This is a genomic window from Ruegeria sp. CH11 (assembly GCF_056537105.1).
Genome location: NZ_JBQFQX010000002.1, coordinates 276477 through 300940, shown reverse-complemented (window position 1 = coordinate 300940; position 24464 = coordinate 276477). Strand labels below are relative to the sequence as shown.

At 58.0% G+C, this 24464-nt stretch carries 18 protein-coding genes; 3 read left to right on the top strand and 15 right to left on the bottom strand.

Annotation, left to right across the window (positions count from 1 at the left end; all coding sequences use genetic code 11):
• Window positions 1-86: 86 nt before the first annotated feature.
• From ACR0LX_RS05355 to ACR0LX_RS05345, 3 genes are all read right to left on the bottom strand, one after another.
• The gene (locus tag ACR0LX_RS05355; RefSeq protein ID WP_480782824.1) at window positions 87-1040 is read right to left on the bottom strand and encodes a hypothetical protein; all 954 of its coding nucleotides are present in this window, start codon (window positions 1038-1040) and stop codon (window positions 87-89) included.
• A 305-nt stretch (window positions 1041-1345) separates the two neighbouring features.
• Window positions 1346-2944, bottom strand: coding sequence for a hypothetical protein (locus ACR0LX_RS05350; RefSeq protein ID WP_480782823.1), 1599 nt, complete (start codon window positions 2942-2944; stop codon window positions 1346-1348).
• Window positions 2945-2955: 11 nt separating this feature from the next.
• A complete protein-coding gene (locus ACR0LX_RS05345) occupies window positions 2956-3990 on the bottom strand; it encodes a hypothetical protein (protein WP_480782822.1) in 1035 nt (344 codons plus the stop codon).
• A gap of 56 nt (window positions 3991-4046) precedes the next feature.
• Between ACR0LX_RS05345 and ACR0LX_RS05340 the strand changes: the two genes are divergently transcribed.
• Complete coding sequence (locus ACR0LX_RS05340) at window positions 4047-4205, top strand: hypothetical protein (protein WP_480782821.1); 159 nt, start codon at window positions 4047-4049, stop codon at window positions 4203-4205.
• Window positions 4206-4238: 33 nt separating this feature from the next.
• On the opposite strand, the gene ACR0LX_RS05335 is transcribed toward ACR0LX_RS05340, so the two are convergent.
• Window positions 4239-4706, bottom strand: a complete 468-nt coding sequence (locus ACR0LX_RS05335) for a transglycosylase SLT domain-containing protein (RefSeq protein WP_480571034.1) — start codon at window positions 4704-4706, stop codon at window positions 4239-4241.
• 292 nt (window positions 4707-4998) lie between these two features.
• On the opposite strand from ACR0LX_RS05335, the gene ACR0LX_RS05330 reads away from it, so the two are divergent.
• Window positions 4999-6345: a DUF6519 domain-containing protein gene (locus ACR0LX_RS05330; RefSeq protein ID WP_480782820.1), complete on the top strand. Its 1347-nt coding sequence runs from the start codon at window positions 4999-5001 to the stop codon at window positions 6343-6345.
• A gap of 72 nt (window positions 6346-6417) precedes the next feature.
• Here the strand turns inward: ACR0LX_RS05330 and ACR0LX_RS05325 are convergent, their stop codons facing one another.
• Window positions 6418-7437 (bottom strand): AbrB family transcriptional regulator, encoded by a 1020-nt coding sequence (locus tag ACR0LX_RS05325; protein ID WP_480782819.1) that lies wholly within the window; start codon window positions 7435-7437, stop codon window positions 6418-6420.
• A 123-nt stretch (window positions 7438-7560) separates the two neighbouring features.
• Here ACR0LX_RS05325 and ACR0LX_RS05320 point away from each other — a divergent pair, with 123 nt between their 5' ends.
• Entirely contained in the window at window positions 7561-8238 is a 678-nt protein-coding gene (locus ACR0LX_RS05320) for a GntR family transcriptional regulator (RefSeq protein ID WP_480782905.1), read from the top strand.
• 116 nt (window positions 8239-8354) lie between these two features.
• Here the strand turns inward: ACR0LX_RS05320 and ACR0LX_RS05315 are convergent, their stop codons facing one another.
• The 10 genes from ACR0LX_RS05315 to ACR0LX_RS05270 all read right to left on the bottom strand — a co-directional run bounded on the left by ACR0LX_RS05315 (window position 8355) and on the right by ACR0LX_RS05270 (window position 24452).
• Entirely contained in the window at window positions 8355-9206 is an 852-nt protein-coding gene (locus ACR0LX_RS05315; RefSeq protein WP_480782818.1) for an ABC transporter permease, read from the bottom strand.
• 5 nt (window positions 9207-9211) lie between these two features.
• Window positions 9212-10474 carry an ABC transporter permease gene (locus tag ACR0LX_RS05310; RefSeq protein WP_480782817.1) on the bottom strand — a complete coding sequence of 421 codons (1263 nt, stop codon included), beginning with the start codon at window positions 10472-10474 and terminating at the stop codon, window positions 9212-9214.
• 56 nt (window positions 10475-10530) lie between these two features.
• Entirely contained in the window at window positions 10531-11583 is a 1053-nt protein-coding gene (locus tag ACR0LX_RS05305) for an ABC transporter substrate-binding protein (RefSeq protein WP_480782816.1), read from the bottom strand.
• A 70-nt stretch (window positions 11584-11653) separates the two neighbouring features.
• Window positions 11654-12748, bottom strand: coding sequence for an ABC transporter ATP-binding protein (locus tag ACR0LX_RS05300; protein WP_480782815.1), 1095 nt, complete (start codon window positions 12746-12748; stop codon window positions 11654-11656).
• A 246-nt stretch (window positions 12749-12994) separates the two neighbouring features.
• Window positions 12995-13360 (bottom strand): eCIS core domain-containing protein, encoded by a 366-nt coding sequence (locus tag ACR0LX_RS05295; protein WP_480782814.1) that lies wholly within the window; start codon window positions 13358-13360, stop codon window positions 12995-12997.
• 92 nt (window positions 13361-13452) lie between these two features.
• Window positions 13453-19014 (bottom strand): AAA family ATPase, encoded by a 5562-nt coding sequence (locus tag ACR0LX_RS05290; RefSeq protein WP_480782813.1) that lies wholly within the window; start codon window positions 19012-19014, stop codon window positions 13453-13455.
• Window positions 19007-20320, bottom strand: a complete 1314-nt coding sequence (locus ACR0LX_RS05285; protein ID WP_480782812.1) for a tryptophan 7-halogenase — start codon at window positions 20318-20320, stop codon at window positions 19007-19009. Before ACR0LX_RS05285 ends, ACR0LX_RS05290 begins: the two co-directional genes overlap by 8 nt.
• Window positions 20317-21645: an FAD-dependent oxidoreductase gene (locus ACR0LX_RS05280; RefSeq protein WP_480782811.1), complete on the bottom strand. Its 1329-nt coding sequence runs from the start codon at window positions 21643-21645 to the stop codon at window positions 20317-20319. The genes ACR0LX_RS05285 and ACR0LX_RS05280 overlap by 4 nt, the downstream gene beginning before the upstream one ends.
• A 5-nt stretch (window positions 21646-21650) precedes the next feature.
• The gene (locus tag ACR0LX_RS05275) at window positions 21651-22175 is read right to left on the bottom strand and encodes a hypothetical protein (protein WP_480782810.1); all 525 of its coding nucleotides are present in this window, start codon (window positions 22173-22175) and stop codon (window positions 21651-21653) included.
• 24 nt (window positions 22176-22199) lie between these two features.
• A complete protein-coding gene (locus ACR0LX_RS05270; protein ID WP_480782809.1) occupies window positions 22200-24452 on the bottom strand; it encodes a TOMM precursor leader peptide-binding protein in 2253 nt (750 codons plus the stop codon).
• Window positions 24453-24464 lie beyond the last annotated feature (12 nt).

The window sequence follows — 24464 nt, the reverse complement described above, 5'->3', positions numbered from 1 at the left end:
TTTGATCTGGCCAATTGAACCGGATGAACTGACACGTCCTGACCTGTCGAAACAGACGAAGCACTAGGCGCTACAGCAAGATCAGGTCAATCAGAAGCGACAGGCCCGTTCAGAACCAAGTTGAGTATGAATTGCGTTGCAGCGTCTGTTTCTTCGAGCGCCAAAGATCCAAACTGTTGGTGCAACGCTGTTTCGCCCCAGCTTCGCGTGGCAATCGCGATGGGAAGGGCCATTTGGGGGTCGTTCTCCAAGACATTGGAAAGTACCTGGACGATCTCGGTTCTCAGGTTTTCGCGCGACGACCCGACTTCGGCCAACGCACGGATCAGAGGTTCTTTGTCCGTATCTGTTCGCCGAGGGTTTTGAAGCACCTCACCAATTGCGCGGATCGCCATTCCGCGATCCGCTTCAATCCCAGCAACTGACCATTCGAAAGAATGAAGGCCGCCTGAATTTAATGAACGTACATAGCGCGAGCGCACAATCGAACGCGCTTTCGGGTCAGTTTGCAACCCAAGCAAGCGGATAGCGACCGATCTATATGCAAAGCGGTTCAGGATATCGAATTCCCGCAAAATTTGATCAGTAGAAAACCTGTCACCGAGCGGGCGTACAAATTCGTAAGGTGCCCGGCCAATTTCAACCAGCGCCAGATCGTGAAGCAATTGATCGGTGTGCCACAAGTAGTCCGCGAAGAACGTGACCCGATCAGGGCTTTCCGTTCCTCCGTAGGTCCAAGGCTGGCCAGAAGCGCGCAGGTTTTCAAGAAACGCGCGTCTTTCCGGGGTCATGGTGAAAATTCGCTTCCAACCTCGCGAAGAACCACGACCGGCGCTATCCTTGTACTTTGGCCCGTAGGTGAACAGCACCATCCGCGTCGGATCAGCGCGTAACGCACGGCGGGTAACGCTGTCGATCAGGAATGGGATCTCGGGCGCGGATTCGAGCCTTTGAGCATCCCCTTTGAGAACGTCCCGCACCGCGAACCTGAAAGGGTTTTCCGTTGCCGGACCTGCCAGAACAATGACGTCGGCGGACAATATGTGATCTGCGATGGATGCTTTGGGCAGTTCGATGCAAACCGCACAAGCGAACGACGCACGAGGTGCTATCAGCCCGAGGAAGCACGTTAAAACCGCAAGAAAAATTCGCATAATTGCTCGCACAAACCTTTCTATTCAGGCAGGAAACGTCGCCGACACGGTCAGGCTATCAAAAAAACCCTATGATCGGAATGTTGGTGAAGTCTGAATCGCGTCCGGTCAGTCCCAGACATGTTGCCGTGACCCGCGCCTGTGCGACGCCGGGTGTCACGCACATCCGCTGGGGATCAACGCGGCTGGCGCTAATTGGCCGGGTTTGGCAGAAGGCCCGGAAATTCGTTCAATGGCGCGCTGACCGGATTTGCCTGAAATGCCTCGCGGTTTTCCAGCAATTGCGAAAACAACGTCTCCAGATGGGATTGCCGGGTCGCTGTATTGGCAAGCTGATCCTGAGTGCGCGACAGGAAGTCTCTGACCCGTTGGTCAAGTTGGGATACCGGATCCGCGCTGTTCAGCAGTGCCAGAAAATCCTCTTCGGCTTCTGAACGACTGGCCTCGGCTTCAAGGCTGGCGATGACTGCAGCACGCACCGCATCTGGCAATTGCGGCAGCGACGCCGCACTCACATCTTGGGGAACATGGCGCAGCAGCGACGCGCGCGGCGCCGAGAACAGGGGCGTTTCGACGTCAATGGCCAACACAGAGGCCACAAAGTCGTCGTCTATCACACCCCGCCTGTTAAGCCGTTCGACCATACGGCGGTCGAATTCAGAAGGTTCTGGTCCAAACCACGGGAACAGCGTATCCCGGCCGGGCATACATGCGGTGCCGATGTCGCTGTTGGTCAGCAATGCCTCATATTCGTCGACCGACAAGCCCAGATTGCCGGGCGTGAAGACAGAAGTGACCAGACTAAGGCCGTTGAACACCGGCAGGTCTATATCGCGCATCTGAAAGATATTCACGAAGAAGCTGTCCGGAATATTGAGCCGCCTTGTCGCGCGTTCGGTAATACCACCTTCGTCCAAACCCGACGTGTTGTTGGCACTGCCCAGATTCAGCTCGGTCGTCTGAAACAGACTGTCGAGCAGATTTGGCAGGTTTGAAACCTCGACACTGCCATCCGCAGCCGTACTGACATGGTTGCGAATATCCGCGTCGATGAATCGCTGCAACGAGGATTGCACCGAGCTTTCGAGAGTCTGGGCACCAGCCAGACGACCTCCCATAAATCCTGTGTTGGCGATCGGCCAGCTCTGCGCGCCGGGAAAGAGGTACAGCGCCTCGAACGTGTTGGGAAGGCTGTGCCAGTGATTCCAGGGAAAGGTCAGCTCTTTCATCACCGGACCGCCGTTGACATGGCAGGACAGGCACCCCTGAGAAAGGGCGCTGGGCGACGCTGTGTCAAGCTCGCTGGATGTGTTTCGGAATCGCCAGCTGCCGCCTTCCAGCTTGTAATAGTTGTAGGTGTCGTGAGTGGCATCCCAGGCAACGACCTCAATTGCCCCGACCGGGCTGTTTGGGGTCATGAAAACCGAGAAAAAGATGTTGTTGTCCAGAACGGTACCGCTGGGCGCGTGAGTGCCGATGAAGGAAATCACCATGCGACGGTTCGACGGGCCGCATTCGGTCGTCAAGGCGCTGCGCCCGATCTGCTCGCCAACCACAAAGCTGCGGAAATCCGACCGCCCGCCGTCGAGCAAAACGCCGATGAGCGCGTCCAGCGACCTGGGTTGCGGGTTAGCCTGAATGGCGATGTTGAAGAATGGATCGTCGATCTGATCGAGCAATCCGGCAGGCATGGGCGACAGCGGTCCAGTGTTTGTTGGCTGGTGCAACAGTTGCTGTGCGTGCAGAGGCGCGGCAAAAGCAAGCGCGAGTGCGGTCAGTTTAAATTGCATCGAGACCTCCGTTATCCGGTGCGCGCGTCTGGGCGCTGCAGGTTTTCCTTGCCGGTGCGCGCCCATTCGGGCAGGTCGGCATCGGCTGCAATTGCAACTGTTGCCGCGACAAACAGCTTGGTGGCCACCTGCGAGCCGCTCGTTACGGGATCGCCGTCAAGCTGCAGTTCTCCTGCTCCGTCGACCAGAAGTGTACCGCGCCGACCGTTGCGGCTGACCAACCAGCGGGGGCTGGCAACGGTCTGATCGTTAATATCAATCTGGTTGCCGTTGACCGTCCAGTTCCCGGATAGGCTCTGAATGAATATGCCGATGGGATCGATCAGCGAAAAAGACCGGGACGCGCGCACCTGTTGTTGGCAGGCGGTGCAGATCTGCGGGTCGGATTGCCGTCCCGGCACGCATGCGCCGCCGACATTTGCGCAAACCTCGGACGCTGGCAGACCGGCCCTTTCGATGCCGCAAAAGGCCGCTAGGCCAAAGAGCGCGGGAATGGAATTCACCGGAGTAGTGAGCGCCAGAATGCCCTTATCGCCATTGTTCCAGGGGTTGTTGCGCAAATGGTTCAGAAACAGGATCTCGCGCTGGCGCGTGGTTGTTCCTGTCAGGTTGCTGCGCCCGTATAGCTCCAGATTGCTGGGGTTTGCGCCGGGGTTCATCGATGCCACGGCGGTCTTGATCCCGGTCGGCGAGACCCCGGCAAGGACACCGAAATATTCGCGAAATTCGGTGGTGAAGGTAATCCGGTTGATACCGCCACTCGGGTTTCGGAAGACGGCCCATTCCACATATTCCTCTTGCAATCGGCGGTCGGCGTCTATCTGCGCGGCGGTCCCACCGACGCGAATGGGAAAGGCCTGCCAGGGGATGGTGGCTTCTTCGCGTCTTGCTTCGTCAACATCCAGCAGTGCATCGATCCAGGTGAACGCGCTGTTTGGCTGTTTGGCCGCGTCTCTGTACGACGCCTCGACTAGGCCGCGCCACTCGCTGAGCGCACGAAAACGGGAAAGATGGTCAGACCCGGACGGGTCGGAATAGTTGAACATGGGAAACCCCGGAAATGGACTGATTGAAACGGCGTCAGTCTAGCACAGTTGATGCCATGCTCAAAATTTCGGACCGGGCGGGGCAAAGCGAGGGCAGGGGCAGCACGCTGGTCGCAGGCATCGGCTTCCTGTTGCCCCGAGAACAAGAGCGGAACGATAGCGCGACCGGAGCCGAGCTGTCCAGAAGCGACGATATTCAGGAAACAAAGGCATAGGGCGCGGATTGACCGCGCCACTTTGGAACACGCTCAGCCGCAGTATTTGCGTACTTCGGTGTCCCTGAGGCCCGTCTCAACCAGCATGCAGCGATTCCGCGCTTCGTAGTAGTAGCCGCGGGCGTACCACATCACCGCTTCTGGCTCATTTTCGTCCGAGACCAGCCACGCCCCGCGCAGGTATTTGACCGCGTAGGTCAGGTTGGTCTGTGCGTCCAGAAGGTCATTGGCCTCACCCCGGAACCCCATCTGTCGTGCCGTTGCAGGCAGGATCTGCATCAGCCCATAGTAGGGGCCGTTTCGGGCATGAGGGCGGTAATCGCTTTCGCGTTGGATCACACGATGCACGAGGCTGCGGGGAACGTCATACGCATCTGCAGTTTCGTTGATCATCACACGCAACTCGGGCGTTTCTCCGGGATACAGCCGGGTCAAAGGCTCGTCCGGTGCGCTGCCACATGCAGCAAGAGACAGCATTGCAACAAGGATCGGATATCGCATCGGGTTTCTCGTCTTACTCAGCGGATTTCGCCATCACTGCCCAACCACGCGTGATTCTCAACAGTTTTTTGGCCTTCATGCGCGGGTTTCGGCCTGTTCACGCGGGCTTGTCAGAAAACGGTGATCTGGTACGCTTTAGATGTCTGTTTCTGTGTTGCGTACTGGCCTAAAGGGCAGCGCCGCGGGTGGCACAAACGATCTAAGATCGGGGCTTTGGCCTGCAATACGAACTAACCGCCGTCGAACAGCAAAGCCCAACCAGGTAACATTTGCCATACAGGAGGGTGGATTCATGAAAGCCGACCTCAGCCGCGATAGTTTTCGCCGACAGCACCGATATACGCGGGTCCTGATGCAGCAGGGACGCGTGCTGCTGGATGCCGACTGGAATGAGCAGGCCGCGATCCTGTTCGAGATGACCCGAACGCTGGCGGCAGACCTGATCGGTCCGCACGGAGGGCCGGGTGACGGGTTCAAGATCACCGCGTCCGATGACCTGCCGTGTGATTTCGAGATCGGCCGGGGGCGCTATTATGTCGAGGGCATTGCATGTGAACTGACGCCGCTGTCGGATGACCCGGGGCAAGACGAACCTGTCCCGATCCGCTACACGACGCAATCCGATTTTCCGGTGGTCTCTGGCGATTGCGATGAACTGCGCCCGGGTGGACGCTATCTGGTTTACCTGGACGTTTGGGAAAGGCACATCAACCGGCTTCAGGATGACGCAATTCACGACCCTGCTTTGGGTGGGTCAGATACAGCCACACGCGCCAAAATCATCTGTCAGGTTAAGGCCGCGCCCATTCAAAAGGCGGATGAGATAGATCTGGGATGCGAGGAACTGCTGAACGTGCTGGTCCGCGATCCGATGAACCTGCCACGCCGGTTGCGGGCTCGGGCCAGAATCGAGGTGCCGGTGAAGGAAACCGGCTCGGACTCTTCAACTCGGCAGTATCGCGGCTCTGAGAACCGGCTCTATCGCATCGAAATCCATGATGCGGGAACTGCCGGGGCTGCCGCAGGGAAGGCCACATTTAAATGGTCGCGAGACAACGGTTCGGTGGCCTTCAAAATTCGCAGTTTGCAAGGGGCGACTGTTACGTTGGACAGCCTTGGAGCGGATGCCCAGCATGACCTGAAGGAAGGCGACTGGGTCGAAATTGTCGATAACGTCTCGGAACTGACCGCACGGCCACGCCCATTGAGGGCAATCACGTCGGTTGACCGTGCCAACACCCAGGTGACCTTGGATGTTCCAGAAGGAGAAGCTTTGCCCGATTCTCCCGAAGACGCGGACACGCATCCGATCTTGCGACGCTGGGATCAGGGATGTGGTGCAATCCCTGTGCAGGAAAAGACCTGGATCGAACTCGAAGACGGCATTCAGGTTTGGTTTGAAGACGAGGGCGATTACAAAACTGGCGATTATTGGCAAATCCCAGCGCGCGAGGCGATTGCGGATATCCTCTGGCCGCAGGAAAAGAGTCCCGGCGAGGCTCCTGTGCCAAAGGCGCAGCGTCCGCAGGGAATCCGCCACTATTTTGCCCCGCTCAGGCGCATATATCTGGATGAAGAAGGGCACGTGACCTGCGTTGGCGACGACTGTCGTCGGGTTTTCCCGACGCTCACGGAATAGGCTGTAGGGACGGAGCCAGTTCAAGGTTTCGGATCGTCTCGGGCGGTTCCCCGCGAGGTGCCGGACATAAGTTCAATCCGGGGGTCTCGACCATCGCAGGACCAGATTTGCGGCGATGGGCGCGCCAATGATCACCAGCACGATCCGCGTCAGATGGTGGGTGATGACGAAACCAAGATCTGCACCAGAAACGATCGCCAGCACAGTCATTTCGGCCTGTCCGCCGGGCGCAAAGGCCAGAAATGCCTCGATCGGTTGGCCAAACCCCAGTGTGGTAACAACGGCGGTGAAGGCCGCCGCCAAAACAGCCAGCACGACCACGTAAGCGCAGCCCGCCGCGACGACTTTGCGCAGCTCATTCCAGGTGACGCCAATGAATTTCACACCGATTGTGCAGCCGATGAAGAACTGGGCGGCCAGCACCGCCTCGCGCGGCGGGCGCGTATGGATGAAATCCCCAAGCGACAGCACGGCGGTCAGGATCATCGGCCCGAGGATAGATGCGCCGAAAAGGCCAATGCGCTCGCCGCCCTTCCAACCCACCCAAGCCGCCAAAACCATCAGCAACAGTTCGTGCACCGGCAATTCGCTTGCAGGCTGCCCGATGGGATTGGTCAGTTCGGCGTCATAAAACACCGTCAGGAACAGCGGGGCCAGTGTCACGATGATCAGCACGCGCGTGCCGTGGATCAGCGACAAGGTGCGCGGGTTGGCACCGGCCTCGGTTCCAAAGATGATCATGTCCTGCAATCCGCCCGGCATGGCCGCGTAGAAGGCGGTTGTGGTGTCGAACCCCCAAACCTTGCGAAAGAACGGCACGCCGACCAGCGCGATCAGGACGATGAAAAAAGGGACCAGCATGATCGATGCGGCCATCTTGGGCAATTCCGCAAACAGCGCAGGCGTGATAGACGCACCAACCGCGACCCCGAGTATTGTCCGGGCGGCGACCGAAACCTGCCCAAACCCTTCCATCGGCACATGGGCCAGTGCTGCGATCAGGCAGGCCGTCATGGGGCCGAACAGGAACGGCAACGGCAGGTCCAGCGCCCAGAAAATCAAGGTGCCAAACATCGCAAGGCCAAATGTCATTGACCTTTTCGTCAATCGCGAATGCTGGTTCTCAGGGGCAGGCAAGTAAGGGAATCCGGCGTAGTTGACGAAAATTGTATCCAAATGTATACATATGAACGCAACAAGGCAAGCCAACGCACGATGACCATCCAGGATGACCAGCTACAGCCCGGACCACAGGGCAACTCCGCATATCAACGCCTGCTGGACGAAATCCGTGCAGGATCTTTGGCCCCCGGTGAACGCCTGCGAGAGATTGAATTGTCCGAACGATTGGGTGTCAGTCGAACTCCGGTGCGCGAGGCGATCCGGCAGTTGGAAGCTGACGGCCTGGTCACCCATGTCCCACGGCAAGGCGCGACCATACGCAGCCTGAATTATGCTGAGGTCATGGAGCTTTATGAGATGCGCGCAGTGCTTGAGGGCACGGCTGCCCGATTGGCGGCGCGCGCGGCGTCAGACCTGGAACTGGAAGAGCTTGAGGCATTGAATGATCGCCTCGCCGATTCAGGCACCGGGCCAGACGCTGCGCGGATCAACCGAATTTTTCACGCCACGCTTCTTGACGCGGCGAAGAACCGGTTTCTGACGAAATCCATGTTGTCACTGCAAAAGGCGCTGCTGATCCTGGGGCCGTCGCAACTGCTGGACAGCACGCGGGCTGAGGCTGCGGTCGCAGAACACCGGCACGTTATGACCGCCCTAAAGTCCCGCGACGGTGCGACGGCCGAGGCAGAGATGCGGAGGCACATCCAAGCCGCACAACGGATGCGCATACGGTCGCTGCAGGAACGCGACAGAGCTAACGATCAATCCTGATTGGTACCCAACATTGTGACCCAAAAGCCAGCGTTCGACATTGTTGTTAATGCGGTAAAGACACCAATCAAAGGCGTCGCGTCAACTTATGCGTGTCATGCCATTGATATCCGCCTTCACGAACCCGTTCCGCGCAACCGTTCTGACCGACGGCGGAGGAACTCCAACGTCACAAGCAACGCGACGGATAGAACAACCAACAAAGTGGCAACGGCAAGGATCGTTGGGTTGATCTGTTCACGCAAACCCGAGAACATCTGGCGCGGGATTGTGCGCTGTTCGGGCCCGGCAAGAAACAGGACGAGCACAACTTCGTCAAACGAGGTCACGAAAGCAAACAAACCACCCGAGATTACGCCAGGCCGGATCAGCGGTATTACCACATCCCAGAACACCTTGATCGGCGAGGCCCCCAAGCTCAGCCCGGCGCTGAACAAGCTTCGGTCAAAACCGGTCAGGGTCGCCGTCACCGTGATTATCACGAAGGGAACGCCCAACGCGGCATGCGCGATGATCAGGCCCGGATAGGTGCCGACAAGACCAAAGGAGGTGTAGAAAAAGAACATGCCCGCCGCGATGATGATCAACGGAACAATCATCGGTGACAGCAATAGTGCTGTGATAATGCGCTTGAATGGCATCCAGGGCGAGGCCAGCCCCACCGCCGCAATTGTGCCGAGAACCGTGGCCAGAATCGCGGCGGCTATACCGATCACAAAGCTGTTCCAGATAGCCAGAGTCCATTTCTGGTCGTTCAGGATTTCACTGTACCAGCGCAGGGAATAGGCGTCTGGATCCAGCGCCAACATACCTTGGGTGAAAGTAAAGAACGGCTCGGCGTTGAAGGACAGCGGAATGATCACCAGGATCGGCAGAATGAGAAAGGCCAGAACGAGAAAGGCCATCCCCCGCAAGGCAAAGTGCCCTGCAATGTGCCATATATTGTAATATTCAGGAAAACCGCGCATTGATCCTATCCCAGCTTGATATTTCCGGCACCGACAAACCGGTCATAAAGCCAATAGAGACCGACGATCAGGAACAGCAACAGCGAACCCAATGCGGCTGCAAGTTCCCAGTTGTTGGATTGCTGCATGTGGAAAGCAATGATGTTTGAAATCATCTGCCCGTCAGTGCCGCCGACCAGGGCAGGGGTGATGTAGTAACCAACCGAAATGATGAAGACCAACAACGCGCCTGCGGACAGGCCGGGAAGGCTCATGGGCAAGTAAATCCGCAAGAAAGCCGGGATCGGGCGGCTGCCCATGGACATGGCCGCGCGCATGTAACTGGGGTCAATCCCGCGCATAACCGAATACAGGGGCAAGATCATGAACGGCAGTAGGATGTGGGTCATCGCGATAATAGTTGAGAACTGCGTATAAAGCATTTCGAGCGGATCGCGGGTTAAACCCAACGCAATCAGAGTGGAATTGACGACGCCATTGGTTTGCAGCAATGCAATCCAGGCCGTGGTTCGGACGAGAAGAGAAGTCCAAAAGGGCAATAGCACAAAGACCATCAAAAAGTTGGCACGCGCGGTCGAACTGTGCGCCATGTAGAAGGCCAAAGGATACCCTAGGATCAGCGTCAACAGCGTGATGATCAGCGCCATCCACAGCGTTTTACCGTAGAGTTTGAGATAGATTTTGGTGTCGCGTTGGCGGATCGAACCGTCTGGTGCAGCCTCAAGGTCAAGCGCGGTTAGATAATAGCTGGATGTGTAAGTGCGCCCTGCTTCTTTGAGGGCCTGCCAGACTTGCGGGTCTGCCCAGGCCTCATTGGCGTCCAGCAACAAATCCACACCAGATTGCTGTAGCTCGGCGTCTTCAACGCGACGCAGCTTGCGCGCAGTGGATTTGACAACACTGGAGGTGCCCGGCTTGAAGCGGTTGATCTCTTCAGCCAACCGCCCCGAGGTTCGGTCATTGGCCAGCCGTTTCAAATCGATGGCGAATTGTGTAAGCGCCTCATCAGAGGGACGATCCGCGCCATCCCATTCGCTGAGGGTTTCGAGAGAGGCAGGAATGAGTTCGGCCACCGTGGGATTATAGGCGCTGCGAAACAGCATCGAGGCGATTGGGGCCACAAAAGCAAAGGTGATAAACACCAGCAAAGGAACGACAAACAGAAACGCGCGCATCCGCCGGGTGCGCAGCTCTCGGGCCGCGTTGCGGGCATCTTCCGAGGCGAGTCCGCTTGTTTTTCCTGGGCTTTCAGCCGTTGTGTCGACCATGCCTACCTCCTGCGAGGCCCTGCGCACCGAAGCGCGCAGGGTTGATCATTGCAAGCTTACTGAAGCAGCCACTCGTTGAACTTCTCGCCCAACGACTCGCCATAGTCGGCCCAGAAGATGCCGTCAGCCTTCAGGCCCTTGTCCAGATGCGCAGTCGGAAGATCTTGCTTAACATCCTCTGGCAACAGGGCCTGTGCAGACTTGCGGGTTGGGCCGTAGGCCACGTCCTGCATGCCCGACAGCGGAACCGTCATGGTCGCCGATTTGATGAAATCCAGCGCAGTGTCCATCTTTTCAGTGCCTTCCATTACGGCCCAGACGTCCAGGTCATAGACATGGCTGTCCCACACCATCGAGAACGGCGCGCCTTCGTCCTTGATCGCGGCAAAGATGCGGCCGTTGGCCGATTGAACCATTTGCGCGCCACCGTCATTCAGCAGAACAGGTGCCTGCGACCAGCTATCGTACCAGACGATGTCGTCCTTGATCGTGCCCAGCTTGTCGAGCGCGCGTTGCTGGCCTTCGTCGGTCGCCAGAACCTGATAGACTTCACCCGCTGGCACACCATCGGCCAGAAGCGCCCATTCCATGTTTACCTGAGGACGTTTGCGAAGTCCGCGCTTGCCTGGGAAGGCCTCGGTGTCAAAGAAATCGGCGATGGTCTGTGGTCCGCCATCGGGATAGGCGTCGTTGGAATGGGCGAAGATGATTGACCAGACGATATTGCCGACGCCGCATTCGTGCAACGCTTCGGGGATGAAGTCGTCGGCGGCGGGTGTTCCGTCATCACCAGGCGGCAGCGTCGAATGGTCGATGGCCGCGACATACCCTTCAGAGCAGGCACGTTCCAGGTCGATCACTTCGATATCGACGACATCCCACTGGATGTTGCCGGATTCGCTTTGGGCCTTCATTTCAGCCACGCCGCCACCGTAGTCTTCGAACAGGATCTTCGTCCCGGTCGATTCGACGTAAGGATCAATCATGTGCTTTTTCTGCGCGGCACCATAGGCCCCGCCAAAGGATGTAACGGTCAAGTCTTGCGCGGCGACGCCCTGCGCCCCAAGCGCCAGAGCGCCAGCCGCCAAAAGTAGTTTGTGATGTTTCATTATGTCCTCCTTGTTAGCTCGGGAAAATCTTAAGGGGCCCGATTACCCCGTCTTATTCCGGCCTCTCGTCTCAATCTGGAAACGCGATACTGTCTGAGATGAGCCATTGCAGCCTGCCTGTATCGCCTTCATTGAATTCCGGTGCAGACAGGTCATTCAGGACCTTGATGACAATTTCAGACCCATCAGCGAGGCGAAAATAGTAGCGTATGAAGTCGCCGACATAGATCCGGGCGATGAATTTCGCGGTTATTTCATTGTCGTGGTCATGTGTCGTGGGATGGATGAACAGTTTTTCAGGGCGAATTGACACGACGCTCTTGTCACCGGCGGCCAAACCTTCCGCGGCTTTTGCAACAATCGTCCCACCCCCTGGGATAATAACAACGGCGCGTCCCGCTTCGATCCGGTCCACTTTGCCCTTGATAAAGTTGTTTTCACCGATGAACTCGGCAACAAAGGCGTTGGCTGGCCGCTCATAAAGCTCAGCCGGAGGGGCGCATTGCTGAACAATCCCGTCGTTGAAAACGGCGATCCGGTTCGACATGGAAAGCGCCTCGGTCTGGTCGTGCGTGACGTAGATTACCGTAAAACCCAATTGTTCATGGAGGCGGGTGATTTCGTATTGCATCTGTTCGCGCAACTTTTTGTCCAACGCGCCCAGTGGCTCATCCATTAGGATCAGCGTCGGCTCAAAGATCATTGCCCGCGCCAGCGCCACACGTTGGCGTTGCCCACCTGACAACTGGCCCGGGTATCTGTCACCAAAAGCGCCCAATTCGACAAGTTTCAGATATTCGGCAATCCGGTCCTTCTGGTCGCCCTTGCTCATGCCCCTAACGCTGAGCGGATAGCCAAGGTTCTCGGCCACGGTCATGTGGGGAAACAGGGCATAGTTCTGAAACACCATGCCGATATTTCGCTTGTAGGGGGCGGTGCGGTTGATGGATTTTCCGAGGATCGAGATTGTGCCCGACGTGACACTCTCAAACCCGGCCAGCATCATGAGAACGGTTGTTTTACCTGATCCGGACGGTCCAAGAAGCGTTATGAATTCGCCTTGTTCGACGGCGATGTTAAAGCCTTTGACGACCAGGTTCTTTTGATCGTAGCTCTTTTTAACATTGTCAAATTCTAAGAAGACACTGTCCTGGGTCTTCGACATTCAGTTCATCCCCGCGCACCGTGCTCATCCTTTTCCGCTCAACGCGTTCGGATGGTCATATCACCTTGAGATCACACTAAACTGTGATCGCCCAAAGCTGCAAGAGATTGCATGCGTCTATGCTTTCGCCAGCGCCAAGTCTTGCGCTGAACGCAAGGACTCTGTGGCTTGGAACAAGAGCTATCCGTCAGGTGGAAACCCCAAAATGTACCGCTTTGGACTACCGAGGATTTCGGTTCGAGCCGGTTATTTGGATACCAGCACCTTGCCCTTGCGAGGCTTGGGCATGCGGCCATTGGCCTGTTGCACGACGTGAGTGAGCTCATGCGCGATGAGCTTTTTGTTCTTCGCGTCTGTAGACTTGGCGAAGAAGATGTCGTTGCCGTTGGTAAATGCCTTGGCCTTTAGATCTTTGCAAATGTCTGCCGCGTTTCCACCAGTGTGGATGCGAACTTTGGACAGGTCTGCGCCCAATGCGTTTTCCAGCCCATCGCGCAGTTTTTTGTCGAGTTTTGTCGCCTTGGTGCCAGTCGCCTCGGCGCTGACGGGTTTCACCTTCGCCTTCTTGTTTTTAAGCGCGCCGACAATCTTGTTTGCTTCTTCCGCTTTCATCGTATCCCTTTACGCAAAGCTTGCGCTTACTTGGTTCAACGGCCCGCCACCGGTGGTTCGCAACGCGTTTGGCACATCGGCAATGGCCGCGCCTAGGTTGGCGCCTGTGCTGCACCTTGTTGAACCAACTTGGCCAAACTCTTGCGCGCATCCGGTGGAATTGCGGTGAAGCGCACAACAAAACAGTCATCATCCCCGATCTTGTCCAATACCTTGGCATAAAGGCTCATGCTAGGATCAGTGCCATCTGGCCAATCTATCTGCAGCTGCAGGTCGGTCAGTGGTTGCGGGGCGACATTGCTTTTGATGTGCGCTTCGGTGGTCGAAAGACGCGTGATCCGGCCTTCGATCGCGTCACCCACGATCTGTTTTTCCACGACCGACCGGAAGCTGAGACTGATCGGCGGGTCAAGGTCGGCCATTTCCACTGTTTGAGCAGACAGGCTGATCGCATGCGTGCCGCCAAGCCCGATCAGTTCGAACAGTTTTAGCGGCTTGCCCGCCCCTTTGGGTTCGACCGTCAGAAAGTCGCGTATGTCCAGCGGAGCCTTGACCGCGTTTCGGGTTTCCTCGGCGATCAGGATCTGTCCGCCGACCGTGAAACCTTCGATCCGGGCTGCCAGGTTGGTGGTACTGCCAACAACGCTGTATTTCGCGCGCTTGTCCGAGCCGACGTTGCCGACGACAACTTCGCCGGTGTTCACACCGATGCCCATTTCGATTTCTGGCAGGCCGTGGCTTGTATTCCAGTCGTTGACCCGCGCCATTCGTTGCTGCATTTCAAGCGCGCAGGCGAGGGCGCGTTCAGCGTCGTCGGGTCGTTGCAAGGGTGCGCCAAAGACTACCAGGATCGCGTCGCCTACAAAGGCATCAATGGTCCCGTTGTACTTTTGGATGACCGTCGTCATTTCGCTGAGATAGTTGTTCAGCATCGTCACGATATTCTCGGGCGGCAGCGTGTCCGACAGAGTCGAGAACCCGCGCAGATCCGACATCATCACCGTCACGGTTGTTTTCCTGCCACTGAAATCAAGACCATCGGCGGATTTCAACAACTGGTCGACAACTTCACTGGCCAGATAGCGGCCGAATGTCTGTTCAATGAAACTGGCGTGCATTTCCAGCTGCTCGGTCCGTTCGCGCACCTTGTCTTCTAGGTTCTCAACCAGTTCGGCATTGCGGATGGATACAGCGATTTGCCCCGACAGCAGCGACAGCAGCCGCGCGCGTTCCGGCTTGAAGGCCGAGCTGACCAGATTGTTTTCAAGATATACAAGACCGATCAACTCACCCTGATGCAGGATGGGCTGGCACAGCACCGACCGGGTGCCGTTGTCCTGAACATAGCGATCCACCATGAACCGCTCGTCGATCTGTGCGTCGTCGACAACGACAACCTCATGCGTGCGCGCCGTATAGTTGATGACGCTTGCGGGAAGGATTTTTGCCCCGTCGCCGGAATTCAAGGGCACCGGCATCTGCGCTGCGGATTCATCCGAGATTACACTGGCTTCGGTTTCGATCGTGATCTCGTCACCGCGTGTCAGAAGAAGTACGCCCCGCTGCGCTCCGGCGTTCTCGATCAGGATGCCCAGCAACCGGTCAAGAAGCTGCCCCAGCACAACCTCGGCCGATATGGTCTGCGCGGCCTTGAGCAACGTATTAAGGTCCAGATCACCCTTCAGATATTGGTTCGTCGTAGTACCGGTTGTACCTTGCGTGCTTTCACTCAACGTCTGAATGGTGGTGCGACCCTCGCGGTGTTCGGTCAAAAGCTGCGGGAATTCCAACTCCATTTCTTCGACTTTGCGCTGAGCGCCCCATAGCTGATAGGCATATCGTGCATCGCGCAGGTACATCGTCCCGATCCGCGCGTTGGGGCGGCGCTGCATGACGTAGCGTGCGGCAAGCTCACAGGCGATGGCTTCGTCCTGCACGAAACGACCTTTTTGGGCGGCCACGATTGCCGCATCAAACAGATCGAGCACTTCGGCGTCCTTGCCGTCCAAACGTGCGATCGCCGCAGCAACGATCAACTGTTTGGCGCGGAAGTTGTCGGGCCCGGAGTCGGCCCACTGGCTCAGTTTTTGATGGTTGGCCTCAAGCTGAGTGCGCAATTCTGCGTCCGGGTTGCCCTCGGACAGCAGCGCAGCGATCGAAAGCGACTGATACAGAATGTGATCGGCCAAGTTGGGGTGGTTAACGATGAAGCTCAGCATCGGCTCGACCAGCCGGGTCTCGGTCAGCGCCTCGTGCGGGCGACCAAAGACATAAAGAGCCTGCGCTTTGAGGATGCGATAGAAGCAAATCGCCATCGACATCTTGTTTTCTTCACAAGCCGCCAGGAACGTGGCCTCATCCAGCGACTCGGTCGAGAAATCGGTGCTGGAATGCGACCGTCCGGCCAGGGTCGACAGCACCAGTTGATGCGCATGGATGCCTGCAACCGCGCCGTGGTTTTGGGCTTTCAGCAAAGCGTCAAGCTGATCGGGCATTGCGTCCAGAACTTCGTCAATGGGTTTGCCGGCAAAGCTGTCAACGACGACCCGGTACATGACCAGATATCCGGCCCACAGAATATCGCCTGAATTCATGCCCTCGCGATAGCCGCGTTCGATCACCGGAATGGCGTTGCGGATATGGTGGACCCAGGGAATAAGCTCGACACCGGTTACCAGACAGACCGTCGCCGTCGGCGCCTTGGCGCCAAACTTGTCGCACAGACGCAGCGACAGTTCACCAAAGGCCAGACCCTCGCGGAACTTGCCCATGAAGGCTCCAAGGATCAGGCCGAAATTGGCAAAGAACAGCGCGGATTCCGGCGCATTGCCGTGCTTCAGGGACAATTGCACCGACGTTCCCACGATCAGCGGGAACAGCTGCTGGTTGTTGAGGAACGCAGCGATTGTCAGGTGACGCAGACTGCGCTGGGCCAGCGCGATTTCAGGGCTGTCCACATCCGGATTGTCGAACAGGTCTGCCGGATTTCCCTCACCCAGCATGCCAGCAGCCATTCCAATGGCGTTCTGGCCTGCTTCCTCAAGGTTTTCCAAGCTCATCTGCACGCCAACAAGCCCCAGCGCCTTGATGCCTGCGTCGATCGCCTGATCGAATTCCATCAGCAGCGTGTGCTGGGCAATCCGGGTAAAGTAGATCTCGGCCTTTTCCAGATCGGTACGCGCGTGGTCCAGCGTGGTCGAGACGATTTCGGTGCACCGTTCGAAATTGCCGGTCAGATATTCAAGCGCGGCTGACTGGCGATGTGCCTCGAACATCAGGTCATAGTTTTCGTTCCATCCGTCTGGCCCCAGCAACTCCAACGCCACATTCACAAACGACAGCGCGGCGCTGTATGCCGCCGAGTCATAGGCTTTGCGCGCAGCGGTTAGATCAAGCTGCGCAAGGTCGATCTGCTCGGCCCGGTCGCTGATCCCTTCGCGCCCGATATTGAGTTGATCGACAACCTCGAAAATCCGCTCGTTCAACTCGTCAGACGAAAGGCGTGACCGAAGTTGGCGGCCAATCGCCAGATGTACACCGTTCTGGTCCTCGATATCGATCAGACTATAGGCTGCCTGTTGCACCCGGTCGTGCTGGAACGCGAAATCGCGAACGACCAATGGGGAAAGGGCGTTGTCATCCTCGGTCACAATCAGATCGGACAGGGGCCGTATCAGATCGTCCTGAATGGCAGGCAGAAGACACTCGAATGCGACCTGCGGTTCGATCTTTTGGATCAGCGCAAGCGTGTCGATGTCGAACCGGTTGCCGATACAAGCCGCAAGCTGAAGCGCTGACTGGGTGTCAGGCTCGAGTCGACGCAGACCTTCCAGCAACAGATCGACGACATTGTCTGTAATCTTGGCCGCGCGGATGGCCTGAATGTCCCATGTCCAGCGCAGCGCATTATCGGGGCCGCTGGTAGTTTGGGAAATCAATCCTTCGTGGTGCAGATCCATCAGGAACTGTCGGGCAAAGAACGGATTGCCTTGGGTCTTTTGCACCACTAGCTGCGCAAGTTCGAACAATTGCGAGGCGTCGGATTGCAGCGTGTCGGCAATCAGGTTCGCGATATCGGACATGCCAAGCGGTGCTAGCGCCAGGCTCGACACGCGCCCCCCGGCTTCGCGCACCGATTCCAGGGCGCGCGTCATCGGGTGCATCGCGTCCACTTCGTTGCTGCGATAGGCCCCAATCAGCAGCAGCCGTCCGATCTGTTCGTCGGTCAGGACAACCTTCAGCAGCCCAAGCGTCGCGCTGTCGGCCCATTGCAAGTCATCCAGAAACAGAACCAACACCCGGTCATGGGCACACAAGGCGCGCAGGAACCTGCGGACGGTCTGGTTGAAGCGGTTTGTTGACTCGGCTGGATCAAGTTCGGGCGCGGTCTGCTGTGGGCCGATGATCAACTCAAGCTCAGGCAGAACGTCCAGGATGACCGAGGCGTTCGGGGCCAGCGCCTGGTTGAGTTCCTCGCGCCAGCGGGCCAACCGGGTTTCGCTTTCCGTCAGCAATTGCCGCACCAGATCCTGCAGAGCGACGGTCAGGCCGAAATAGGGGTCGTTCTTCTTGAACTGGTCGAACTTGCCCTTGATGAAATAGCCGCGCGCACGTGTGATCGGTTTCTGAACCTCGTTGACCAGCGCGGTTTTGCCCACCCCGGAATAGCCAGAAACCAGCATCATCTCAGCCGGGCCCTGTCGCACTCGTTCAAACGCCTCGAGCAGTGTCCGCAACTCGCGCTCGCGCCCGTAAAGCCGTTCGGGGACGTTGAACCGTTCGGTCCTGTCCAGGCGCCCGGGTTCGAACCGGTCCAGACCTGCGCCCATGCGTACGGTTTCGAGGTCGGCGACGATGCCGGCGGCGCTTTGATAGCGGTCCTCGGCCTTTTTGGCCATCATGCGTCCGACGATCTTGGACAGGGCCAGCGGTATGTCAGGGTTGCGCCGATGGGCTGGCATCGGTTCGCGCGCGACGTGACAATGCACGAGCTCCAGCTTGTCCTCGGCGTCGAATGGCGGAACGCCCGTCAACATTTCGTAGAAGGTCGCGCCCATCGAATAGAAGTCGGTGCGGTGGTCCAGCGTTCGGTTCATGCGCCCTGTCTGTTCGGGCGAAATATAGGGCAGGGTGCCTTCCAGAACCTCGGGGCTTTTCAGTACCGGGCGTTCGGTCGAGAACCGAGTCGCGATGCCGAAATCGATCAGCTTGACCTCGCCCGTGCCGGGATTGATCAGAACGTTCTGGGGCGAGATGTCCTTGTGGATGACATGCGCCTTGTGGATGCCGTCGACCGCGCGGGCCATTTGCAGGGCGGTGTCCAGAAACTCTTCGGGCGACATCGCACGGGATGCCAGAAGATCCGCGATAGAGATCCCGTCGAAATCTTCCAGAACCATCATCAGCGACTTGTCGTGACGGCGCAATTCCAGTGCGTGGATCACACCAGACAAGTCCAGACCGCTGGTGATATCGAATTCACTGCGATAGCGGGCCAGTTTTTTGGCGCTTGGGAAGTCGCTTTTGAGGATCTTGATTACGACGCGCGCGCCGTCAGATTCACGCGTGGCGCGGAACAGGAACGAATTGCTGCTTTCGTAAAGCCGTTCTGACAGTCGAAACCCGGGGACGAAGGACATGTTTATGTTAGCCATGGGTGGTGTCACCTGCAGACCGATTGTTTGCGCCATAGTAGCCGATCCCGTGGCCAACCTGAGCGAAATTCAATTCGGAAAAGTTGCCGAACGGGATGTATTTGGTCAACATCGGCAAAACGTCATTCTCCCATTTTTGCGGGTCCGTGCAGGCCCCGATCCGGGCACCGGGCAGATCACGCCCAACATCCAGAAAGTCCTTCATCGCCCTCATGTGGCGGGCTAGGTACGTGTGTTCTTCGGCGCGATCCAGGCAATTGGCGGCCTGCGTCCAGAAAGGCGAGTCCCACTGCGACCCGCAGGCATAATGCCATGCGATGAACAACGAATTCCGCAGGACATAAGATCGCATCGTCTGATTGGCATGATCTATGGCCGGGCTGTCCGGCGGGCTCTGGGTCCCGTGTTCCGTTATCCAGCGTTGTGCCGCGCGGACTTGCATGATCGTGGCACCGATGGCTGTTGCTTCGAGCGGTTCAACAAACGAGGCGGCGTTGCCAATGGTGAAGATACGACCGTCAAACCAGTTCTTGCGCATGAAGTTCGGAAAGCTCACCCGCACGCGGATTTCGGTCGGTTCCGCGTTCTCGCTTGTAAGAAACTCGTCAAAGTCCTTGAGGACTTCTTCATCGCTGCTGATCAATGGGTTGAAGACGTAGCCACAGGATGTCCAGTCGCGCAGAGGTATCTGAAACGCCCAGCCATGCGGCCGGGCAATCGACCGAGACATGCGGGTATCGGCGCTGGGCGGCAGGCGGCGCACCATCGCGCGTCCGGTTGGTATCCAGTCCATATGTATGATATCGGGATCGTCCGGCGCATCGGCCCAAGCCCCCTTTGGGAAGCCGCGCGCGTCCAATACGTAATCGCAATCCAGCTGACTACCGTCTTCGAACCCGATCTGAACGCCATCTGATCCAGCGTCGAGCGATACGATCTTTGCATCCAGCCGCGTGGCGCGGACATGGTCGCTGATCAATCCGGTAACGCGACCGGCGTCAAAGTGATAGCCATAAAGGCGCGGCGGCTGGAACCGGTTGACGAAATTGGCGTTCTCGGCGCCCCATCCTTCGTAGACCGATCCCATCTTGACCGTTGCGCCGCAGCGCTCGCCGATCTCGTCCGGGCCAACACCCGAGACTTCGTTCAGCCACAGCGGAAACCGAGGAGTGGTCCCTTCGCCGACGCCAATCGTCGGAATGCGCGAGTCGTAGATGTGCCACAATGCGGCATCGGGAAAGTAGCGCGTCACATGCGCGGCGGCGATGAAGCCTGCGGTGCCGCCCCCCAAAACGGCTATTTTCATGCGACGGCCTCCTGTGTCAGCGTTTCCGGTTCGCGCAACATATGCAGAATGTCCAGCAACTCGCGCGCCAGGGATGGGTCAAACGGGGCAGCCTGCACAAGACTGTCTATCCGTTTGGCCAACCCGGGCGGTGACGTTGGGCCGTTCCAGTCGCCGGTGGCAATGCGCCACGGCCAGATGTTATGCCGTGCAAGCCGGGATTGAAACCGGTTCTTCGCTTCAACCGACGGGTTTTCATCAAGATAATGCCCCAGCAGTTGAATCCCGCGGGCTGCTGCCGTCATGCCCAGACCCGCATATGGGTCCAACGCGCAAACGCTGTCTCCGACTGCAAACAGGTTTCTCGGCCATGAGGGAAAGTCCTCGTAATGACGCCGCCGGTTGGCGATCCGGCCATAAACATGAACGGGACTCGCCGGTAATGCGTGCCTCAGGGCATTATACAGCTCAGAGTCGGCCAAGTTGGCCAACAGCGCCATGAATTTATCGGTTTCGTTAGGAAGCTCCGCGCTTTCAGGTGTCTGCAAGACGACCCCCCAGAGGTCGTTCTCAGCCCGCATCATCATACCCGCATAGCCGTTCGACACGTGTGAGGGTGCGATGGCAAGCCCATTCCATCCTGGCGTCTGATCGGGCGCAAATCGCACCCAGCACGAGGCATATTGACGACCCGTTGCGACCTCGGTTCTTTCGATTGCGGGCGTATCGCCAAAATGCTGCGCCAGCCAGCGCGGAAGGCGCGAGGCCGCGCCGCTGGCATCCACGACGATGTCGGGCGTTTCCAGAACCAGTGCGCGACCGCCTTCCTCCTTGACCTGAACCCCTTGAACCCGTGTGCCGTCCGGCGTCAGAACCAATCCGGTCACCCAAGCGCCTGTGCGCACCTCGACCGATCCGGCATCCGGCAAAAGGTCGAGCAGTGCGGCCTCGATCAGACATCGTGACGCGCCGTAGAGGGTGATTCCGGTCTGGACGCGCGGCAGCCAACCCGAGGTTACGCGAAGGGCAACATCGGTCCCGGCATCATAGGCAATCGCACCGCGGTCCAGCAGCGCATTGCGCCATCCAGGTGCCAAAGCATCAAACGCGTTTGCACCCGCCCCCATAAGCATATGCAGGCAATGGCTTTGAGGTACCGAGGGTCGGGTGGAAGGGGCATCATGCGACAATTCAGCGAATTCCGACCGCTCCAGCACGGTAACCCGGGCAAACCGTTCCTTCAACATCAGGGCCGACAGCAACCCGGCGACCCCACCTCCGATAACAAGCGCATGTGCGTTTGTCCGTTGCGGATCAGCTTGTGGTGGATCGGCTGGCCGGGTCATCGGTTTCAGAACGCGTTTTTTGGCACGTCGTAGGAAATCCGCTCGAAGGTCTGCGACACGACATAGCGAAACCCGTCGGTCCGGCCATCTGCGTCGCGCGGCACAAATGGTCCGATGATGCGGCGTTGGTTCGGGTTGAGGAAATACTGGTTGTTGTAATAGTCGCCATTCGGAAAATTGAGGTGGAACAGATAGATACTGGGTGAGCTTTCGACGCCATGCACTTTGATATCTCCGGTGGTGGACTCACACGCCTTGCCGTCAACCTTGAGGTCGAATTCACGCAGAACGAACAGATCCTTCAAGGTCTCGCCATGCTCATGTTCCGCGACAAGCTCATCAAAATTGCCCAGATCCTCTTGCCGGTAGTGCATGATCTTGCCGGGTTCCTTCCAGTCTATCGTCAGGATGCTGGGACCGGTGTACAAATAGTTGCCCTTGTGGTCGTACATGATGGAATGACCTGTCCACATGCCGATCATGATGTCGAAAGGAATGGCGTAATCGAATGTTGTTGCAGAGGTCGTCATGCGATGGGTCCTTTGTGATTTGCGTTAAAATTGGATGATACGAGGGTTCAGGTTGGCCTCGGGCGTTGGGCTCGGCAACCAGCCCTGACTGACCGGCACGTCAAAAAGCCGCCCGGGTCCAAACCGCGCCCAGAAATGCCTCAGTCCAGGGGCGACGACACGCACGACAGGGAAATCAATGTCGGGGCGGGTCTGATCCAGAACCAACACATCGATCCCGTGGGCCTTCAGCAGCGTCAGACAGGTTTCGATATCGGTCAGAATATCGGCCCCGGCCAGCGAGTCCCAAGCGTCCAGACGCGCGGTTTCTGGGTCAGGAACAAGATATGCCGTATCCTCAAATCGGGTGGTGCGCCACCATTCAACGGCGTCCGCGCCGCCCAGATAGGTTGTCTGATCCGATGTTCCGCCGGCTTTCGGAACAGCTTCGAGCGATTGATTGACCTCGGTCAATGCGCGCAACAAGGCAACCTGAGGGTCGAGATGGCACCCAAAGCCATATATGATGTCCTGTTCCGCCTTGTCAGTTCTGCCCGAGATCGCGGCGAAGGTCGGAATACCGATGTCGCTGGTCACGTCGATGACGTCGAGCGTCCGGTTCATCCGGCGGTATTGCGCGGCAAGCCGGGTCGCATAGGCATCGCCCAGACATTTGAAATCAACACCGCGCCGGATCAGGCGGTTGTACCACCAGATCGCAACTGCGTCGCGTTCGACCAGTTCCAGCAAGCCTTGCAGGATCGCCTCTTCCATCGTCGCACCCGCAGCGCAGCCATTGGAATCCGCGCGACCGAAGAGGGGGCCGGGACCCTGATACCCGAAATAGCACATTGAAGCTGGCAGATAACGACAGTCCCCGGTGTTGATCGACCAAAGCGGTGTCCATTCGACCTCGACCATCGGATCAAAGGGTTCCGGCACCCAGTGGGCCTTGTGATCTTTGCGATTATGCGCGTCGCGCTCGGAGAATTGACGCGCGCTGTACCCCATGCAGTCATTCGGCGCGATGGCGGATTCGCCAAGGTCGGTGAACCGGGCCAGCCGGCGTGTCTCGGTCCCGTCGAAAACACCGCAATACCGTTCCAGCGACTCGGCCACCGCGCTGAGGCGCGCCTGTTCGGGGGTGCGGCCCTTGCCACCGGATCGCCGCCGCAAGCCTTCACGTAGGAAAAAGCGGTTGTCGTGCATGTCGGAAAAGTTGTGATCGGCAGAGAAGGTAGGGGTGATCCAATCCTCGCCTTCGACCCTTCCGCTGCGGCTGCCGGGGGTGACGGTGCCAATGATCCCGGTGATTGGGCTGACGTGGCGATCCAGCCTTTGCAATATGTCTTTGGCATCGCTGGTGCGATGACCGCCGTCGGTACCGGCCAGCTTTGGTTGGGATCTCAGTATAGGCTTCGAGCTGCTGGCCCGGCCACTGGCATCTCCGCAGACCGGGCATTGGGGTCTGCGGGTCAGGACGTGGCTTTGCCGATCCATGGTCAGACGATCCGTGCTGATCACCCGGTCCGCGAGAATAGATGCGCCGCCCGTGCCGATCCAACGTGTCACTTCGGTCGCAAGCTCTGCAAGAGCGGAAATTGTTGACGCGCCTGTACCTGAAGGCGGGGCGATGGACTGAGCGTGTTGACCAAGATGCACCTCGACCCGCTTGTGCCATTGCAGACGATGGGCAAGACAGTCCCAGCAGGCAGTTTCAACCGGTACAAAGGCGGGTCCCAACCAACTTTGCAGCCCGTCGGGTTTTGCCAAGACCCAGGGTTTCGCTTCTGCGATGGCTTTTTGGTTCCACGATGCCAACTCAGCATCAAGGTAGCTGTCTGCGATGACGATCGTCACTGCACCGCTTGTGGCCACGTTCAGCCCGTTGCGTTCTAACAGCACGTGCATTTCTTGGGCAGAGGTCTGGCCAAGGCTGATCACGTCGACTGGCGTGGTCGCAATGCGCTGGGCTGCCTGCGCCGGGCTGGTCCCGGCCAGTTCCCAAAATGCCTGTTGATCGCGCGGCATGGCCGAGGTTTCGTGGGCCAGAAAGCCATGCCGTTTGAGCAGATCGAGGGCGGCAAAAACATCCGCGCTGGCATGATGCCGGCACAAGGTGTCAAAAATGTCCTCGATCTGATGCGTTCCATCCAGCAAAGGGGCCAGATCGCAATAAATCCTGCCGGTCAGGCATACATGCCCCCGTTCGCTGAACAGGAACAAACCTTCGTCCGGATCGACGACAGGCTCGATGCTGGATTTGAAACGCGGTGCCGCAATGGCACTGTCATACATGGGCGCCAGCGC

Excerpts from the sequence above, each read along its gene's own strand:
- ACR0LX_RS05280 (WP_480782811.1), bottom strand. The coding sequence starts at position 21,645 with ATGACCCGGCCAGCCGATCCACCACAAGCTGATCCGCAACGGACAAAC.
- ACR0LX_RS05325 (WP_480782819.1), bottom strand. The coding sequence starts at position 7,437 with ATGACATTTGGCCTTGCGATGTTTGGCACCTTGATTTTCTGGGCGCTG.
- ACR0LX_RS05295 (WP_480782814.1), bottom strand. The coding sequence starts at position 13,360 with ATGAAAGCGGAAGAAGCAAACAAGATTGTCGGCGCGCTTAAAAACAAG.
- ACR0LX_RS05330 (WP_480782820.1), top strand. The coding sequence starts at position 4,999 with ATGAAAGCCGACCTCAGCCGCGATAGTTTTCGCCGACAGCACCGATAT.
- ACR0LX_RS05285 (WP_480782812.1), bottom strand. The coding sequence starts at position 20,320 with ATGAAAATAGCCGTTTTGGGGGGCGGCACCGCAGGCTTCATCGCCGCC.
- ACR0LX_RS05315 (WP_480782818.1), bottom strand. The coding sequence starts at position 9,206 with ATGCGCGGTTTTCCTGAATATTACAATATATGGCACATTGCAGGGCAC.
- ACR0LX_RS05350 (WP_480782823.1), bottom strand. The coding sequence starts at position 2,944 with ATGCAATTTAAACTGACCGCACTCGCGCTTGCTTTTGCCGCGCCTCTG.
- ACR0LX_RS05290 (WP_480782813.1), bottom strand. The coding sequence starts at position 19,014 with ATGGCTAACATAAACATGTCCTTCGTCCCCGGGTTTCGACTGTCAGAA.
- ACR0LX_RS05310 (WP_480782817.1), bottom strand. The coding sequence starts at position 10,474 with ATGGTCGACACAACGGCTGAAAGCCCAGGAAAAACAAGCGGACTCGCC.
- ACR0LX_RS05300 (WP_480782815.1), bottom strand. The coding sequence starts at position 12,748 with ATGTCGAAGACCCAGGACAGTGTCTTCTTAGAATTTGACAATGTTAAA.
- ACR0LX_RS05345 (WP_480782822.1), bottom strand. The coding sequence starts at position 3,990 with ATGTTCAACTATTCCGACCCGTCCGGGTCTGACCATCTTTCCCGTTTT.
- ACR0LX_RS05305 (WP_480782816.1), bottom strand. The coding sequence starts at position 11,583 with ATGAAACATCACAAACTACTTTTGGCGGCTGGCGCTCTGGCGCTTGGG.
- ACR0LX_RS05275 (WP_480782810.1), bottom strand. The coding sequence starts at position 22,175 with ATGACGACCTCTGCAACAACATTCGATTACGCCATTCCTTTCGACATC.
- ACR0LX_RS05320 (WP_480782905.1), top strand. The coding sequence starts at position 7,561 with ATGACCATCCAGGATGACCAGCTACAGCCCGGACCACAGGGCAACTCC.
- ACR0LX_RS05340 (WP_480782821.1), top strand. The coding sequence starts at position 4,047 with ATGCTCAAAATTTCGGACCGGGCGGGGCAAAGCGAGGGCAGGGGCAGC.
- ACR0LX_RS05270 (WP_480782809.1), bottom strand. The coding sequence starts at position 24,452 with ATGTATGACAGTGCCATTGCGGCACCGCGTTTCAAATCCAGCATCGAG.
- ACR0LX_RS05335 (WP_480571034.1), bottom strand. The coding sequence starts at position 4,706 with ATGCGATATCCGATCCTTGTTGCAATGCTGTCTCTTGCTGCATGTGGC.